This is a genomic window from Mycobacterium sp. OAS707, assembly GCF_014873705.1.
In the GTDB taxonomy this organism is placed as follows: domain Bacteria; phylum Actinomycetota; class Actinomycetes; order Mycobacteriales; family Mycobacteriaceae; genus Mycobacterium.
Genome location: NZ_JADBDS010000004.1, coordinates 583,554 through 601,207 on the forward strand (window position 1 = coordinate 583,554; position 17,654 = coordinate 601,207).

A 17,654-nucleotide genomic window follows, 5' to 3' on the forward strand; every position below is an offset into this window, starting at 1 on the left:
GGAAACACGTTATGGCATGGGTAGTCTCGACCGAGACCGACATCAGCGACGACGAGCGACGGCGACGACTGTATACCGGCGAGGTCTTCTGCATTCCGCCGCGCGAATCGGTGAGGGCCCTCACGGAATTCGCCCTCGACATGATCGCCCAGGCGTTTGGTGATCACGATCCGCTGACCGCACACAACGCGCTGACAGTCGGGGATTACGTAGACAAACTCGCGGCGCTCAAACCCCGTTTCACGCATCACTACAAGTCCAAACAACTTCTCACCGAGATACTTGTCGACCTCGGCGCCGACCCGACCAAGACCTACTTCGATCTGCCGAAGTTGAGGGTCGTTCCGCCATCCGACTACCTGTCGGCCGGCCTCGGCTACAACTACACACCGCATCGCGACACGTGGTACTCGGCCCCCCAATGCCAGAACAACTGGTGGACACCCATCGCGGGCAACTCTGCGGCGACGGGCATGCAGTTTCACCCAGACTTCTGGTTGCGGCCGGTCCCGAACACCAGCGCAGATTTCGACGCGTATGAGTGGAATCGGACTTCCCGACGGGACGCGGCCGTATACATCAAGGACGATCCGCGTCCTCATCCCAGATTGGTTGGGGGCCAGCCCGCTTCGGAGCTCCGAGTTGTGGGCGAGCCGGGTTCGCTGCTGTCGTTTTCCGGCGCGCAACTGCACTCCACGGTGCCCAACCAAACCAGAACCGCGCGCCTGAGCATTGACTTCCGGACGGTTCACGTAGACGACCTGATGACCCATGCAGGCCCCGAGAATGTGGATTCGCGTAGCACTGGCACTTCGGTGCGCGACTATCGCCGTGCCGATACCGGAGAGTCTTTGCCGCACAATGTGATCGCGGAGTATGACCACAATGGCAGCCGCGACGGCGTCCTGGTATTCGATCCGACGGTGCTCAATGTCTGACCTCGCTTTGGCCCTCACACCGCGAAGGGTCACATCGCATGCACCGCCGACGGTCAGTGTCTGCATACCTGTGTACAACGGAGCGGAGTCGATCGTCCGCAGCATCGACAGCGTGTTGGCTCAGACATACGGCGACTTCGAATGTGTTGTCGTTGACAACAACTCGACTGACAACACAGTTCAGCGGGTTTTGTCCTATTCGGACCCGCGGATCCGGATCGTACGCAACGGGCGCAACCTCGGGATGGTCGGCAATCACAACCGGTGCGCATCGGTGGCGCGGGGCCGGTTGATCCAGTTCCTACACGCCGACGACTGGCTACTACCGAACTGCCTGGCAAGACTGGTGCCCGCATTCGACAACGACAGCGTGGGCCTGGCATTCGCGCCGCGGCGGGTGATAACGACGGACGAATCGTGGAGTGCGCGCTTCGGCAGGCTCGAAGACCCGCTGCGCCCTCTGCACCCTGTCAACCATGGTGCCGAGCTCATCCGTCGATACCTCGCCGCAGGAGCCGACGGCAACCCGATCGGCGAACCGACCTCGGTGATGTTGCGGCGCGAAACTCTCCTTGCAGCAGGAGGATTCCGTCAGCAGGTGCCACAGCTGCAGGACATCGATGCATGGCTGCGCATGCTGACCCGCTGCGACGCCGCGTTCATCGAGGAGGAGCTCACCGTTCGCTGGCACCACGCCGGCACCGCGACCGATGCCTTCGCCGGTACCGAGACGCTCGATCAGATGTGGGTGCTTTCCGACCTGATCCACAGCCGAGATCTGGGTTTGTCGCTTCGCCTTCGCGCGTTGGGGTTGTGGGGGAAGGCACTTGCCAGGTGCCCGAAAACGATGCTGGCGTCCCCGCGCGGGCTTCGACTCACGCGGGCCCGCGGATTCGCCGTCCAAACGGGACATCTGTGCCTTGGCAGATCGCTTGCCTTCAAGGCTGACATACATGGCTAGCCGTTCGGGCGGGTCAGCGGTGCAGTCGTTGCGGGTCGGCGCGATCGCCCAAGTCCTGCCGCTGATCGCCGGATACGGGTTGAACTTGATCGCGACCCCGTATGTCGTCAGTCGGCTCGGTCTGCACGACTTCGGTGTGTGGGCGATGACAGGCGCAATCGCCCAGTATGCCGCTCTGTTCGACCTCGGTGCGTCGCGCGCCGTGAACCGATACGTAGCGCTCTTTCACGCGCGCGGTGACGCCGCCGCCGACCGTGCCGTAGTCGGGATCTGTGTGTCCGCCGCGCTGACTCTCGGCGCCGGCTTCGGCGTGCTCGCTGCCTTACTGCCGGGCCCGCTCGAAACGATCCTGCACACAGGCGATCCGGCGCTGACGCGGTCGCTGCTGCTCTGTTCGGTTGCAATCTTGACGTGCGGGCTCACCGCCCGCGTGTTGGCCGGTGCGTCGTTCGGACGCGGCAGACAGGTGCCGGCCAACATCGGCCTTGCGGTGCTGGGGATCACCCAGGTGACCGGCGGCGTGGTGGCGTTGACATTCACTGCGGGCCTGCGCAGTTACGCATTGGGGACCGTAGCCGGAGCAGCGGTCGGCTTGTGTGCCGTCCTGGGCGCCATCGTTCTCGACGAGGGCCGGATAACCATTGGCCGCCCACGCATGGCCATGGCCCGGGAGATCATCGGCTTCGGTCTGAAGAGCCAGGCGCTCGGCGCGGCCGACGTCGTGCTCTTCCAATCGGGCAAGTTGATCGCAGGAATCGTGATCGGTCCTGCGGCAGCAGGAGCTTACGAGCTCGGGATCCGTCTTGTGCAGGGTGTGCAAGCGTTCGGCTCAGCTGCATCGGTGGCGATCACCACACACCTGACACGGGCATTTGCAGTCGGTGGCATTGACGAAATCCGGCGACAGTATTCACGGCTAACCAGCCGCAATGCCGCAGCAGCGATTTTCCTGCCGTTCCTGCTTGGAACCACGGCATCGTCGGCGATCCCGCTGTGGCTGGGCGAGCGACAAGGGGCCGTCGTCGGCGTGGCGACGGCACTGGTGTTCGGCATCGCTGTCAACGTTTCGACGGGTGTGTGTTCGGCCACGATGTTCGCAATCGGGCGGTCGGGCACCATTGGGGCAACTGCCATCACATCGGCCGCCGGATGCGTCGCCTTGGCAATTCCGATGGCAATTGGCTTCGGGTTCAAGGGTTTGGTGGCCGCATATGCCACCTGGTTCGTAATTGGCAACGTGCTTGGCGTGTGGTTTCTGCAGTCGCGGGTCGACATTTCCATGAGGACGTACCTGCGCGCGGTTTCTGGTCCGTTCGGCGTCGCACTCGTCGCCTCTGCTGCAGCAGCGCCGATCAATTTCATTGCCGTTCCACATGATCGGGTATCTGCGGTTGTTCCGTTCATCGCCTCGGCCGCGGTGTTCTGTGCCATCTACATCTGCCTGGCTTCGTGGCTCGGCTACTTACCCCGGTTCAAATCGCGAGCTCGCCCACCACTTGGGCCTATCGAGCCGGAAGAACCGCTATCCGCGACGACAGGGAGAGTCACCATGGGAAGAACCAACCGCATTGGGTCCGTTGCGATCATCGGCACGAGGGGTTATCCCAGCTTTTACGGCGGTTTTGAGACTCTGGTGCGCAAGCTGGCGCCGTTCTTGGCCGACCGCGGCTGGGATGTGACGGTGTACAGCAGGCCCGGTGCCACCGTTGATCGGCCCGAATTCGCGCACCCGGGTATCACCAGCGTCACCACCAAAGGCGTCGACTCGAAATCGTTGAGCACGTTGAGCTTCGGCGCCACGTCTACCTTCGACGCCGCCAGGCGCAAGCCCGACGTCGCCCTTGTGATGAACGTCGCCAACGGCTACTGGTTGCCGATGTTGCGGTCCCGCGGCATCCCTTCAGTGCTCAACGTCGACGGCATCGAGTGGCAGCGGGACAAGTGGAGCCGACTGGGGAAGGCCGTCTTCAAGGGCGGGGCGAAAATGACGGCCAGGTTTGCCGACACCCTGATCTGCGACTCGGTGGAGATAGGTCGGTTCTGGCACGACAACTTCCAGCGCGACGGCATCTTCATACCCTATGGAGGCGATCAGCCGAGCGGACAGCAGGAGGTTCTGGCCGGCCTCGAGAAGCGCAACTACGTACTGCTGGTCGCCAGGCTGGTGCCGGAGAATTCCATCGGTGAATTCCTTGACGCCGCAGAGTCGGTTGTCGACGAGTTCCCGGTCGTGGTCGTGGGATCGTCGGGTTCGGGCGGTCCGCTTGAGGACAGAATCCGTTGTCTTACAGAGAAACACAACCAGTTCGTCTGGCTGGGTCACCTGAGCAATGACAAATTGCTCTCCTCGCTGTGGCAGAACTGCGGAGCATATTTTCACGGTCACAGCGTGGGAGGCACCAACCCAGCCCTTGTGCAGGCGATGGCATCGGGCGCACCCACGATCGCCCGCGACACCGTGTTCAACCGCGAAGTCTTACAGGACTCCGGCCTGTTCGTGCCGCCGGACCCCCGTGAGATCGCGGCGGCCACGCGCCTTCTGATGAGCAGTCCGTCGCTACAGAATTCCCTGTGCGCCAAGGCCAAAGAACGCGCATGCGAGACATTCTCGTGGGACGCAATCTGCGATGCGTATGAAGACGCCTTGCTGGCTGCCACCGACAGGCAAGTAGTGCCACGACCGGTCCGACGAGGCCGGCGACGCGCGACGTCGTTTGCGCACGCGGCGCCCAGCTACGCCGGGTGACGGGGAGATTGATGAACATCCTCATCGACGGCTACTGGTGGGCCGAAGGGCCGATATCCAACCGCATGGTGCTCCACGAAATCGTCCAACGGTGGACCATCGACTATCCCGACGACCGAATCATCATTGCTGCGCCCGGTGAAGCGAATACCTCGGCGCCGGCACCCGACGGAGTCGAAACGGCCCGCACTCGACTGCGGGTCCATCCGGCGATCAATTTTCTGGAACTTCCCGTCATCGCCCGACGCCGAGGTGCCGACGCGATACTGGCGTTCAACTTCGCGGCCAACTCAACTGCAGGTGTGGTGTTCCTTCACGATGTTCTCTTTCAGTCGAATCCCGAATGGTTCACCAGGATTGAGCGCCTCTATTTCGGCTTGATGCCACGCTTGGCTCGACGCGCCAACACCGTCATCGCCACTTCGCAATCCGAACTAGGCCGAATCCGCCGCTATAACCCACGGCTGCGCCGCGTGGTCAGTAGCGGATTGTCCGTCGCGAGCGCATTGAGCACCGCCGAGCCCTTTGACCCCGGGCTGGGGCTGGTCACTGGAAAGTATCTACTCTGCGTCGGCCGGCTCAACGTGCGCAAGAACCTTGCGGTGACGTTGCGTGCCGCCCTGCGGTCCGGGGTTTTGTCGAAAGACTTTCCCCTTGTCGTGGTCGGCGAGCCGTCCGGACGAATCACGCGCTTGGATGCCGATTGTCAATCTGCGGTCGCGGCTGGCAAATTGCGAATCGTCGAGCGGGTCAGCGACAGCCACTTGAAATGGCTTTACACCCATTGCGCGCTGTTCGTGTGTCTGTCGCTCGATGAAGGCTTCGGCCTACCCGTGGTCGAGGCGGCCACCCTGGGTTGCCGGGTCTTAGCCAGCGACATTCCGGTTTTTCGCGAGACAATCGGGTGCCACGCGACGTTTGTCGATGCCCTCGACGTGGATGGTATTTCCCGGGCCATTCGCGACATCGTCGGTCAGCAGCCCACCCCGGCCACGGCCGAATACCGGCAAGCCCACACCTGGAGCAGCGTTTGCGCTGCGATCAGAAGCGAACTGGCTCAAGGCCGGTCGAGCGTTCACGAACTGGCTGTGAATCCCTCTTCGTGAGATCCGCGCTCGACCGCCGCGGCGGGTTGGCGGCCGCGGCACCAAGCGCGATTGCCCACACGCTCAACAGACTCAGCCACGAGTGAATCGAAAGATACAGGCCGGCAGCAGTGATGAGCAGGGCCATGTGGCTCCACCAGCGATCGGCTCGCACCCGAGCGATGACGACGACCACAATGACGGCCAGCAACGCCAACCCGAAGTAACCGTATTCCAGTGCCGCATGCACCACTTCGGAGTCGACGGTGGCACTGACGTCAAGAGTGCCGAAAGGACTGCGCAATGTGTACATCCCCTCCGGCGGACCTGAAGCACCCCATCCCAACGGGTGAGTTCGCAACGATTCCGGCATGATCGCGTAAATCGCCCGGCGATACTGAGCGCTGGCGGTGGTGGGATCCGAGCTTGTCACGCCGTAACCCACGGCCCCTTGTAACAGAAGAACCATTGGGGCTGCGAGCAACAGGAACGCCGTGGCCGGTGCCCTGACCGCCGCGATGTACCGACGGATCCCCGGCGCGCGACCCGACACGGCCACCACGATCACGTAGCAGACCGCCAGTATCATGGCGCCTCGGCTGAAGGTGGCCGCGATCCCTGCTATCAACACCGAGACGAAGAGCACCCGTCTCGTTCCCGCTGTCGCAACGATCGCCACGGTCAGCGCGCAGAGAAGCAATGCGGATAGCACGAGCGTCTGCTCTGAGAACACGGCAGACCGGAATTGACCGTCGATGAATTCGTCGAACGTGTTCCCCTTCAGAATCGGCCCGTCAGTAACCACCTCCGTTACCGCGAGAACTGATGTGATCACCGCGACGCCCAAAATCGCGTAGCCCAATTCGGCGATTCGACCGCTGCGAACCAACAGATATCCGTAGGCGGCGGACAGCGGTGCCACCACGAAGTAGCGGAAATAGGTGTCACCGACTCCGGCGGTGACCACTTGGAAGCCGAGAAACGCCACGAGCATGACGCCGGTGAATCCGAGCACAATCACCGAAATCAACGTTCTGGTCGGCACGCTCGCGGCCAAACTCAGTGCACACGAAACCGCTCCGAGCGCCAACAACACAGCTAATGCAAAGCGCGGCGGCATCGCCAACTCGTACAGACGTGGCCACATGACGGCGGTGACAATCGCAACGTTCGTCAGATGGCCGACGACACGGGGCGCCGAGAGGCGGCATGCTACACCCATAGCTAACGCTGCCAGCAGTACCGCCAGCGCGATGTGAGATGGCACTTCAGCCTCCGGTGTGCCTAGCTTCAGTCGATCGCCAGACTGGTCGAGCGCCGCATATCAGCGCGGTGGACATCGAGCAACACTATAACCGAGCCGATCGCATCCAGCGAACCTTTGCAAGCTTCTTGCAAGGGTTGTGGCCTGCTTAAAAACCGGATTAGATCACTTCTGAGCAACTTATTATCGAGCGATCAGAGGTGCGGCTAGGCGATGGACGAGCTACGGGAATTCTTTCGAGTTGTGCGATATCGAATCCTCGTCATCGCTTTGCTGACGTTGGTGGGTGTCGGTGGGGGTGCGCTGTGGCTCATGCACTCACCCTCGCAGTACGTGGCTACCACGCGGCTCTTCATCTCCGGCGCCACATCGACCTCGCAATATGACGCTCAACAGGGCGGCATATACGCCAGGGACCGAGTCGTCTCCTACGAGCAATTGGTGAACAGCCGCGCGCTGGCGCAAAGGACCATCGACGCATTGCATCTCAACATGGACGCAGCGACGCTGGCGGAGCACGTGGCGTCGAAGTCGTTCCCGGACGCCGCGGTCATGGATGTCACGGTCACCGCGGATTCACCAATCCAGGCTCGTGACATCGCGAATGGACTTGCCAGCCAGTTCATTGCGATGGCGAGCGCATTGGAAACACCGCCCGATGGCACTGCCCCGGTGGTCCGGTTGACCGTAGTAGACCAAGCCGAGGCCGGTCTGCCGGCACAGCTTCTGCCGCCAAAGTTGATTTACATATTCGGCGGCATCTGCGGATTTCTCGTCGGTCTGGTCATCGCGTTCGTGTGGGAGAACTACGCCAGGCGCATCCGTGATGGTGTCGACGTGCAGCGGGCGATCGGCCAGCGTCCGCTGGCTGATCTGCCGGCATCCTCGACAGATTTGATGCTGAATTCGCGTACCGAAGCCGCCGAGGCGACGGCGCGGCTGCGGGTCAGCATCACCACCGCCGATGGCTCGGTTCCGCCCACCGTCGCGCTCGCAGGCATGCCAGGAGATTTGGCGCGCCGGTTCACCGCGGAAGCGGGTCTCAACTTGGTCGATGCCCTGGTCGCCAACAAACGAAGAGCGGTTCTGCTCGTCCTCGATGCCAGTCCCGACATCAAAGTCAGAATCACCCGGTATGCGCGAAAGACCCGCAAGAAGACCGATCGGCTGATCCCCGTTCAGTGGGGATTCGACGATGATTCGCAAGGCAATCCTGTGGACCGACAAGCGCTCGCTGAGCGGCTCCGGCAGCTCAAGTCGGCATACGAATTCGTGGTCGTGGTTGTCCCGCCGCTCAGCCTGTTCGCACATTCCGCTGCCATCGCGCCCGTCGTCGATGGCGTTGTGGCCATTGGCATTTACCACCGCACCAAACGCCGCGATCTCGAAGAACACATGGCAGAGGTGAACCGCGCAGAGGCCACTTCGCTAGGCGCCGCATTCGCCAGGCGCACGCTGATCCCGCGGCCGCCAGCGACGGCGACCACGCTGGGGACCGTAGTGTCGGTCTCCTCGCCGAGTGACGCGGACCTCATGAACCCTGCAGACGCTAAGCGCAACGGCGCGCGGAATTCCCACGGCGCCCCACGCGAGTCCGAGAACGGCGACAGCCCGGCGCAGGCTATCGGCCTGACGCTTCGATGATCGGTCGACGACCTTTCCTCAAGGTGTCGCTTCTCCTCAGTGCAGCGACGGCTGCCGCGCCGCTCGTTGGCGGCTGCGGGCGGCCCGCCAAGGTCGAGGCGGCCCCTTGCTGGAATCCCGATGTGATTCCGGGGCTGGATCTGCATTTCGATGCGACTCGGCTTGAGTCAAGCCCTGTCGACAGCACCGATTTCGCGACCATGAAAACGGGCGCTCGCATCGTGTCGGCGCGCGGCCACGTGTGGACGCACACCGGCAACATCGGCCGAGAGACCTCGGCAATGGTCGACGCTGCACCGCTCTCACAGGCCAAGATCCGGACAACCTTCGACGCGGGCAAATCGAAGGCCAGCGTGTGCATCCTACTGGAGGACAACGACTTTCGGAACTGGGAAATCACCGTACGGAAGTGGGGTGAGATCGACTCGGTCGAACTGCGCGGCTTTCGCTGGGGCGTTGCAGGGCTATACCGAAGTCCGTCAAGGCTTGTACTGGGCGGCGCCAACGCGATCGAGGTCAGAATCACCCCGCGAAGATTGGAAGTCTGGGTCAATCACATCCAGGTCGCCGCGACCGACCTCAACGATGGGTGGTCGGTGAAGCGTTACGGGGTGGGATTGCGCGACGGTGACGCCGAGACAGTGATTCGCGGCTTCGTGATCAGCGACACCGAACCCCGACGGTTGCGCGACGGCGAACGGGTCGAGCGGGTGCCCCAACTCGCTCAGCCAAACAACTGTCTGAACGCACACCAGCAGGGTGATGCGAAAGCGCCTGTGCTGAAGCTCAATTCGATTGGATCGCGCCAGAGTCTACTCTTCGATGGCGCAGACACACTGTTCACCGGGGCACCGTTGGACGGCACCAGTATGACGATAGTCGCCGTCATCCAGGGTCGCGGCACGATCATCGGGCCCGACGAATCGACTGGCGGACTCCAGCTTCGCATCGACGACGACGGATCGCTTGCCGCGCTCAATGCCGGCCGAGCCGGAATAGCGCAGACACAACCAGGGGCGGTCGGCGAGTCCGCAACCATCGCCGCGTTCAGCCTTGACTCCGTGGGAAACTCCGCACTGTACGTCGACGGCCGGCCAGCTGCAGGCGCATTGTCACCAGTGAAGTTTCCCCCCGGCGTCACGATGACCATCGGCTCTGCCTACAACGCCGAATTCTTCTCGGGAACTATCGGTGAAATCCTGCGTTGGAACCGTCCGCTCGGTGGTGCCGAACTGCGCACGGTGTTTGACGCCCTCGCCGCGAAGTGGAGCATTCCGGTGGCCCGGCCCGTCAATGGCCCGACAACCGCACCACTGCGAGCCACGGCATTGAAGGGATCAAACATCATTCCCCCGCTTGTTGATCTGGCCAATGACGATCCCGCGGCGTCGGCATGGCTGAATCTGTGGTCGAGGTGGGACTGGCGGTGGATCGAGCTTTCGGTCCGGCGTGCCGTGGAGCAAGGGGCCAACACCATCCGACTGATAGGTGATGTCAACGCCGTACACAGCGGGCTGATCACCGAAGCGACCTATCACGCCCGGCTGCAGCAGGTCATCAGTCTCTGCCAATCGCTTGGCTGCCGGTTTTACTACTGCGCCATCGATCTACGTCACAAACGTGACGCCGACTCGGTGTTCATCGCGCATTTCCTCTCCGGCGTCGCCGCCGTCCTTGCCCGCCACAGCAACGTCGTTGCGATAGAGCTCTGCAACGAAGTCGCCAGCGCGTATGACATCTATCCGGAACAGGAAGTGCTCGCCTGGATCGGTGCGTGGGCGGCCGCTATTCGCGCCGCCGCGCCTGCTATTCCGCTATCCATCAGCGACGTGTCGCCCGGCACGCTCCACGACAAGATCGGGCAGATCGACCAATACGCGAAGTACGCATACTTGGTCGACTTCTTTGATCTTCACGTATATGACGGCCTCGAGATCGCTTCCGACTCAGCGATCCTGGCGCCCTACGAGCTCGGCGTTGACCGCCCCATGCTCATCGGCGAGTTCGGCATCGACCGGACAGCCGCCGGCGCGGATCCGGGTGCCTTCTACTCGCGTGTCAAGACGTTGCGTGATTCGAGCCCGCTTGTGGTCGGCGCGTTGCAGTGGGGAGCCATCAACGATCAGTGGGGTTTGTACTCCGAATCGGACGATCGCCTCGAGGTCGACATCGCCGACGAGTGGGCCCGATTCTGATGCGCGTGAGGCACGACGGGAGGAACGCGATGCACGCTGCGACGTCGCCCGAATCAGACGTGAGCACGATGGTGGCACTACGGGTTTCACTGGGCAAGATGGACGGCGGCGGAAGGCGGGTGACCGCGTTTCGCCGTGTCCTGGAGAGTGTCGGTGCCGTCCGTCTGGTTGCGGTCGGCCCGAAGGGGCCGGAGGCCGACGCCGCTGTCCTCCATTCACCGCTGCACCGCGCCAAGCGCCGATTACTGCCTGTGCCGTTGCGCAGCCCCGTCGAACGCCTGCTGGCCAAACAGGCGTGCAGCGGACCGACGCTGAGTTTGGTGCCTTCCGCTCATCATTGGAGCCTTGGCTGCGGCCCGACGTGGCTCGACTTCGCTGATCTGTGGAGCGACATTGCCCGAAATCACGCTCGCACAGTGGATCCCATTTCGGCCGCGTTCAATCGTGCGCACGCCAGAATGTGGGCGGACCGGGAGACCGCCGAAGTGCGGCACGCCGATGTCACTTCGGTGGCATCGTGGGCCGACCGCGATCGTCTCGGCGGCGACGCAGTGTGGCTTCCCACCCCGGTCTCAGACCGGTTCAACACAGCACGGCGACCAACCACGCCCATTTCCCGCACCTGCGGGATGCTGGCCAACTTCGATTACCCCCCGAACCGTGACGCCTATCGACGCCTGGTGAGCGAATGGCTCCCGCTGCTGGCCCCGAATTTCGACCGTGTCGTCGTCGCGGGGTTCGGATCGGAGACATTGCCGCCCTCGCCACACATCGACATCCTCGGGTCCGTTGCCTCCGTCGACTCGTTCTATCGAAATGTCGACGCCGTTGTCGCACCGATCGAACGGGGCGGCGGAATGAAAGTGAAGGTGGTCGAAGCCATGATGCACGGGGTACCGGTAATCGCCACGGAACATTCCAGAGAGGGTCTGCCGCCTGCCATCTCGGCGGCGTGCACTGGTATCAGCGAACGTGTGCCGTTGGGACACGATCCCCGCGAATACGCCTCCGTCGCCGAGGAGTTGCGCCACTTCACTTTTGAGAGTTTCGCGCAGCAATTTCGTACGTTGTGGTTCGAGCGAATGGAAGCACGCCATGGTTAACCGTCTCGCAGCATCTGTCGTCGTGGTGACGTATAACTCAGCAGGCACGATCCAAACCTGCCTGAATTCGATACCGCGCAATTGTGAAGTCATCGTGGTCGACCAGAGTTCCTCTGACGACACCATCGCCGTAGCCAGGCGGGCCCGCCATGAGGCAACGGTGATCTCGGCGGGGAGCAATCGCGGATTCGGCGCCGGATGCAATCTCGGCGCCGCCAACGCTCATTCGGATGTCTTGATCTTCCTGAATCCGGACGCCTCGTTCACCCAGGGGGCGGTCTGGTCACTGGCGCAGCGGGTCAGGATCGATGACGCCCTGGTCGGTCCGCGCATCGCCGACGAGGACGGATTCGATCAGACTCGGGCGCGGTTCTGGTCGACGCCTCTGTCAGTGCTCGGCGAAGTCTGCTTGCCGACCTCTTTGGCCAAGCTGTTCCTGCAAAGAGACATCCCTCCCGAATACTCGGTGTACCGATATGGCGGCCCCGTCCCCTACATCCAGGGCACCTGCATGGCGGTCAGTGCCGAGAACTTTTGGCGTGCGGGCGGTTTCGACGAGCGGCTGTTCCTCTATCACGAGGAGGAGATGCTGGCTCGACGGCTCGAATGCGTCGGAGTTCCTGCCATTCTCGAAACCGCGGCGTCCATCACTCATCTCGGCGCCCGATCAACTGAACAGGTACGAGACTTCGCGGCGGGCCAGTACTACCGCTCGGCGGCGATAACGCTCATGGCGCACCATCCGCGCCGCATCGCAATACCGACGGTCACCGCCCTCTGGCTCTTGTTGACGATGATGGCCGTTACGACACCACTGCGCATGCTCGTCGGGTTTCGTGCCGAAAAGGGAGTCTCCTGGTACCGATCGGGCGCGGCTGGAGCGCTGGCCGGACTGTTTGGCCGGGTCGTGAAGGCGCCGACAACCGATCGATCGGCCGACGTCATCAGTTTGGCGTCCAGCAGCAAGGTGGTCTGACCTGTGCGGATCCTGGTGACCGGTGGTGCGGGATTCATCGGCGCGAACTTCGTGCAGGGTACGGTGCGCGACCGTCCCGAGGTTTCGGTGACGGTACTGGATGCGTTGACCTATGCGGGCAGCCGCGAGTCGCTGGCTGCGGTGGAAGACGATATCCGACTCGTGTCCGGCGACATCACCGATGCCGACCTGGTGTCGAAGTTGGTCGCCGAGGCCGACGCCGTGGTGCATTTCGCCGCCGAAACCCACGTCGACAATGCGCTGGCCGACCCGCAACCGTTCGTGCACACCAATGTGCTGGGCACGTTCACGGTATTGGAAGCGGTGCGCGCCGAGCGGGTGCGGTTGCATCATGTGTCCACCGACGAGGTCTATGGCGACCTGGACCTGGATTCCCCCCAAAGGTTCACCGAGTCCACGCCCTACCACCCGTCCAGCCCATACTCGGCGACCAAGGCGGCGGCCGATCTGTTGGTGCGCGCCTGGGTGCGCTCCTACGGGGTAGCCGCCACGATCTCGAACTGCTCCAACAACTACGGCCCGTATCAGCATGTGGAGAAGTTCATTCCACGTCAGATCACCAACGTGTTGACGGGGCGGCGGCCAAAGCTTTACGGCAGCGGCGCCAACGTCCGCGACTGGATACACGTCGATGATCACAACAGCGCGGTGTGGCGGATCCTGGCCGACGGCCAGATCGGTGGCACCTATCTCATAGGCGCCGAGGGTGAACGCGACAACCTGTCGGTGCTGCGCACCATTCTGGCGCTGATGGGCCGCGACCCCGATGACTTCGACCACGTCACCGACCGCCCCGGCCACGACCTACGGTATGCCATCGACCCCTCACCGCTTCATGACGAACTGGGCTGGACTCCCAAGCACATCGTCTTCCAAGACGGTCTGCGCGACACCATCGCGTGGTATCGCGACAATGAATCATGGTGGCGCCCATTGAAAGACGCGGTCGAGGCCAAATACGAAAAGCGTGGCCAGTGACGACGCGCGAACTGTCGATTGCGGCCGGGTGGGGATTCACTCCCACCCATTCACCAACGAAGTCCGCCGAGGGTCACCACCGCTGACCAGCCTGCCGCTACGCTCGGGCTTACCAACAATCTCGCGGAAGGGAACCGGGCCAACGAGCGGTGACGTCACGCTGCGCCAGCTGCGCTACTTCGTCGCGCTCGGCGAGGAGCTGAATTACCGGCGCGCCGCGGAGCGGCTGTTCATCACGCAGCCCGCGCTGTCGACGGCGATCAAACAGCTCGAACATCAGCTCAGCGTGATGCTGTTCACCCGCAGCACCCGCGAGGTGGCCCTGACGGAGCTCGGCCACGCCTGGTTGCCGAAAGTGCGTGACGCACTGCGTGGGATCGACGGCGCGGTCGACGACCTCATCGCGCTGTCGGCGCACTACCGGCGCGTCAGGCTCGGCTACCTGATCGGCACCGGAGCGGACCTGCTGTTCCGGCTGTTGCGTCACTTCGAGGCCGCCTACCCCGAAATAACGCTGGAACCAAGGGAATTCGATTTCTCCGATCCGACGGCCGGCCTCGCCGACGGCAGCACCGAGGTCGCGATCATCAGGCCACCGGTCGATCTGCCCGACCATCGAATGTTCATCCTCGACGCCGAAGACTGGGTGGCCTGCCTGCCGCGCGACCATCCGCTGGCGGGCCGGTCCGAACTGAAGATCGCCGAGCTGCTCGACGATCCGATTGTCGTCGCCCCGGCCAGCGCGGGCCGCTGGCGCGACTACTGGATGGCGATGGACGCCCGCGGCGGCAAACCGGCGACCATCGCCGCCGTCGCCGCCACCTACGAAGAGGAGACCACCACCATCTCGCGCGGCCTCGGGATCAGCTTCACCAGCGAGGCCAGCGCCCGGCTGTACAACCGCCAGGGCATCGCCTACGTGCCGATCGTCGACCGGCCGCGCAACTACACCGCGCTCGCCTGGCACCCGGCCGGCCTCAGCCACGAGGCCGCGCAGCTCGTCAGGCACGTCCGCGAGGAATGGAGCTTTGGCGAGGGCCAGGCGATCGAACGCCCGGCGACCTACTACTGATAAAGCGCGCTTATAAGTAGATCAGAAAGTGCAACTTCCCTGGAAACACCCAGTCGGGTTTCCTCATCCCATGACTGACACCGCCTCAACCGTTACGCCTGTGGCGCCGACGAATGACGAGGACGCCAAGCTCGCACAGTTCGGCTACACCCAAAGGCTCGACCGCTCGGTCGGCCGCCTCGCGTCGTTCGCGATCGGCTTCGCGACGATCAGCGCCACCACCGCGGTGTTCACCGGGTTCGGCGCTGGATACTTCACCGCCGGTGCCCCGTTCGTCTGGACGCTGCTGCTCGCAGGAGCGGTGTTCGTCGTCTGGACGTTCATCGCGGCCGACCTGACCGCCAAGATCCCGCTGGCGGGCTACGCATACCAATGGACGAGCCGGATTCACGGCTCGACGCTCGCGTGGTTCACCGGGGTGATGGCGCTGGCCGGATGGGTGTGCGGCATGACAGGAGTCGGTTTCATCCTGTCCGGATATCTCGGCAGCCTGTTCGGCTGGAACATGAGCCAGACCGCGCAGATCCTCGTCGCCATCGGCGTGATGGCGGTCTGCGTGGTGGTGAACCTCTACGGTGTCCGCTTCGCGACGATGGTCAACAACATCGGCGTCAGCCTCGAACTCGTTGTCACGGTGGGCGCGACGATCCTGGTCGCCATCGTCGCCTTCTCCGCACCCGAGAACCACCAACCGATCTCGGTGTTGTTCACCGGTGGGACGTCGGATCAGCACAGCGCCTACATCTTGGCCTGGCTGGCCGCTTCGCTCGGACCGTTCTTCGGGCTGATCGGTGTCGAGGCGAGCGCGGACGTCGCCGAGGAGACCGTCGGAGCTCGACACGTCATCCCCCGCACGATGTTCTATGCGTTGACCACCTCGATCATCATCGAGTTCGGAATGTATGTCGTCTACGTGCTGGCCATCAAGGACCAGGACGCGGTCGCGGCGGCCCAGGCGGCCCCGATCGAGGAGATCATCACCCAGCAGGTAGGTCCGGGGGTCACGAGAATCGTTGTCGCCGTGGCGCTTACGAACATCATGGCGTGCATCCTTGCGAACATTCTCGTGGCGACCAGGCTGACCTACTCGATGGCACGCGACAACATGCTGCCCTTCTCTCACATCTGGCGGCACGTGTCGCCCTCTAACCGCACCCCCACCTACGCGGTGCTCGGCCTGTTCACCCTGTCGACGATCCTGCTGCTGTCGGCATTGGTGAGCGAGAAGGTGTTCTTCCTCATCATGGGGCTGTCGTCGCTGGCCGTGTTCGCGACCTACTTCCTGCAGACTGTCGCGCTGCTGATCGGTCATCGCCGCGGCACCATCCCGGCCGCGGAGCCCGGCACGTTCGACCTGGGACGCGCCCGGATGCCGGTCTACGTCCTCGGCATCGTGGCGTTCACGCTCGTGTGTTCGGCGCTGATCTTGCTTCCGCAGTTCGTCAACAACGGCTACGTATTCCTCGGTCTCGTCGCGCTGGCCGGCCTCTGGGCTGTCACCGGACTCCGTAAGCGCCTTGCCGACGGCGACGCCGGACCGGACTACGCCAAGACTCACCTCTCCTGAATCCTTCGAAAGGACAACTCTTCTCATGACCGTGGTAGACCAAGGCACCAGCAACCTCGTCGCCGTAGAGCCCGGGGCCATCCGGGAGCACACACCGGCCGGTTCGGTGATCCAGTACAGCGACTACGAGCTGGACACCTCCAGCCCGTACGCCGGCGGCGTGGCCTGGATCGAAGGCGAGTACATCCCGGCGTCGGAGGCGCGGATCTCGATCTTCGACACCGGCTTCGGCCACTCCGATCTGACCTACACCGTCGCACATGTGTGGCACGGCAACATCTTCCGGCTCGGCGACCATCTGGACCGGCTGTTCGACGGAGCGCGCAAGCTGCGGCTCGACCCGGGATACAGCAAGGACGAGCTCGCCGATATCACCAAGCGTTGTGTGGCCATGTCGCAGCTGCGGGAGTCGTTCGTCAACCTCACCGTGACGCGCGGATACGGAAAGCGCAAGGGCGAGAAGGATTTATCCAAACTGACCCATCAGGTCTACATCTACGCGATTCCCTACCTGTGGGCATTCCCGCCCCATGAGCAGATCTTCGGCACGACGGCGATCGTGCCGCGGCATGTGCGACGAGCAGGCCGCAACACCGTGGATCCGACCATCAAGAACTATCAGTGGGGCGATTTGACCGCAGCCAGCTTCGAGGCCAAGGATCGCGGCGCGCGCACCGCGATCCTGATGGACGCCGACAACTGCGTCGCCGAAGGCCCCGGCTTCAACGTCGTGATCGTCAAGGACGGCAAGCTCGCGTCGCCGTCCCGAAACGCACTGCCGGGCATCACCCGCAAGACGGTGTTCGAACTGGCGGACACCATGGGGATCGAGGCGACGCTGCGCGATGTCACCAGCCACGAGCTGTATGACGCCGACGAATTGATGGCCGTCACCACGGCAGGCGGTGTCACGCCGATCAACACCCTCGACGGCGAACCCATCGGAGACGGCGCACCCGGCCCGCTCACTGTCGCGATCCGTGACCGGTTCTGGGCGCTGATGGATGAGCCCTCGCCGCTGATCGAGGCCATTGATTACTGACGATTGCGTCGAAACAGGTCTACGATCGAAATAGTCAGGTAGTCGCTCGGCGTTAGCAGTGC

13 protein-coding genes are annotated in these 17,654 nt (G+C 63.2%); 12 read left to right on the plus strand and 1 reads right to left on the minus strand.

The window, feature by feature from the left end:
* Positions 1-11: 11 nt before the first annotated feature.
* Genes GGC64_RS27880 through GGC64_RS27895 form a run of 4 tightly spaced genes read left to right on the plus strand, consistent with a single transcriptional unit; the run spans position 12 to position 5,751 of the window.
* Positions 12-938, plus strand: a complete 927-nt coding sequence (locus GGC64_RS27880) for a hypothetical protein (RefSeq protein WP_192725803.1) — start codon at positions 12-14, stop codon at positions 936-938.
* A complete protein-coding gene (locus GGC64_RS27885; protein ID WP_192725804.1) occupies positions 931-1,899 on the plus strand; it encodes a glycosyltransferase family 2 protein in 969 nt (322 codons plus the stop codon). The genes GGC64_RS27880 and GGC64_RS27885 overlap by 8 nt, the downstream gene beginning before the upstream one ends.
* Positions 1,892-4,645, plus strand: a complete 2,754-nt coding sequence (locus GGC64_RS35355) for a glycosyltransferase (RefSeq protein ID WP_370582368.1) — start codon at positions 1,892-1,894, stop codon at positions 4,643-4,645. Before GGC64_RS27885 ends, GGC64_RS35355 begins: the two co-directional genes overlap by 8 nt.
* 11 nt (positions 4,646-4,656) lie before the next feature.
* Positions 4,657-5,751: a glycosyltransferase family 1 protein gene (locus GGC64_RS27895; RefSeq protein WP_192725805.1), complete on the plus strand. Its 1,095-nt coding sequence runs from the start codon at positions 4,657-4,659 to the stop codon at positions 5,749-5,751.
* On the opposite strand, the gene GGC64_RS27900 is transcribed toward GGC64_RS27895, so the two are convergent.
* Entirely contained in the window at positions 5,687-6,997 is a 1,311-nt protein-coding gene (locus GGC64_RS27900) for an O-antigen ligase family protein (protein ID WP_192725806.1), read from the minus strand. The two genes, GGC64_RS27895 and GGC64_RS27900, sit on opposite strands and share 65 nt — an antisense overlap.
* A 210-nt stretch (positions 6,998-7,207) precedes the next feature.
* On the opposite strand from GGC64_RS27900, the gene GGC64_RS27905 reads away from it, so the two are divergent.
* From GGC64_RS27905 to GGC64_RS27940, 8 genes are all read left to right on the plus strand, one after another.
* Positions 7,208-8,638 carry a YveK family protein gene (locus GGC64_RS27905; protein WP_192725807.1) on the plus strand — a complete coding sequence of 477 codons (1,431 nt, stop codon included), beginning with the start codon at positions 7,208-7,210 and terminating at the stop codon, positions 8,636-8,638.
* Positions 8,639-8,661: 23 nt separating this feature from the next.
* Positions 8,662-10,833, plus strand: coding sequence for a cellulase family glycosylhydrolase (locus GGC64_RS35360; RefSeq protein ID WP_192725808.1), 2,172 nt, complete (start codon positions 8,662-8,664; stop codon positions 10,831-10,833).
* A gap of 5 nt (positions 10,834-10,838) precedes the next feature.
* A complete protein-coding gene (locus GGC64_RS35365) occupies positions 10,839-11,936 on the plus strand; it encodes a glycosyltransferase (protein ID WP_192725809.1) in 1,098 nt (365 codons plus the stop codon).
* The gene (locus GGC64_RS27920) at positions 11,929-12,912 is read left to right on the plus strand and encodes a glycosyltransferase (protein ID WP_192725810.1); all 984 of its coding nucleotides are present in this window, start codon (positions 11,929-11,931) and stop codon (positions 12,910-12,912) included. Before GGC64_RS35365 ends, GGC64_RS27920 begins: the two co-directional genes overlap by 8 nt.
* Before the next feature lie 3 nt (positions 12,913-12,915).
* Positions 12,916-13,911, plus strand: a complete 996-nt coding sequence (gene rfbB / locus GGC64_RS27925; RefSeq protein ID WP_192725811.1) for a dTDP-glucose 4,6-dehydratase — start codon at positions 12,916-12,918, stop codon at positions 13,909-13,911.
* Positions 13,901-14,983: a LysR family transcriptional regulator gene (locus GGC64_RS27930; RefSeq protein WP_370582369.1), complete on the plus strand. Its 1,083-nt coding sequence runs from the start codon at positions 13,901-13,903 to the stop codon at positions 14,981-14,983. Before rfbB ends, GGC64_RS27930 begins: the two co-directional genes overlap by 11 nt.
* Before the next feature lie 70 nt (positions 14,984-15,053).
* Positions 15,054-16,550 (plus strand): APC family permease, encoded by a 1,497-nt coding sequence (locus GGC64_RS27935; protein WP_192725812.1) that lies wholly within the window; start codon positions 15,054-15,056, stop codon positions 16,548-16,550.
* 25 nt (positions 16,551-16,575) lie between these two features.
* Positions 16,576-17,592, plus strand: coding sequence for an aminotransferase class IV (locus GGC64_RS27940; RefSeq protein WP_192725813.1), 1,017 nt, complete (start codon positions 16,576-16,578; stop codon positions 17,590-17,592).
* Positions 17,593-17,654: the final 62 nt, after the last annotated feature.

Bases quoted from the DNA above. Each gene is read 5' to 3' on its own strand.
- GGC64_RS27880 (WP_192725803.1), top strand. From the start codon at position 12: ATGGCATGGGTAGTCTCGACCGAGACCGACATCAGCGACGACGAGCGA.
- GGC64_RS27885 (WP_192725804.1), top strand. From the start codon at position 931: ATGTCTGACCTCGCTTTGGCCCTCACACCGCGAAGGGTCACATCGCAT.
- GGC64_RS35355 (WP_370582368.1), top strand. From the start codon at position 1,892: ATGGCTAGCCGTTCGGGCGGGTCAGCGGTGCAGTCGTTGCGGGTCGGC.
- GGC64_RS27895 (WP_192725805.1), top strand. From the start codon at position 4,657: ATGAACATCCTCATCGACGGCTACTGGTGGGCCGAAGGGCCGATATCC.
- GGC64_RS27905 (WP_192725807.1), top strand. From the start codon at position 7,208: ATGGACGAGCTACGGGAATTCTTTCGAGTTGTGCGATATCGAATCCTC.
- GGC64_RS27920 (WP_192725810.1), top strand. From the start codon at position 11,929: ATGGTTAACCGTCTCGCAGCATCTGTCGTCGTGGTGACGTATAACTCA.
- GGC64_RS27935 (WP_192725812.1), top strand. From the start codon at position 15,054: ATGACTGACACCGCCTCAACCGTTACGCCTGTGGCGCCGACGAATGAC.
- GGC64_RS27940 (WP_192725813.1), top strand. From the start codon at position 16,576: ATGACCGTGGTAGACCAAGGCACCAGCAACCTCGTCGCCGTAGAGCCC.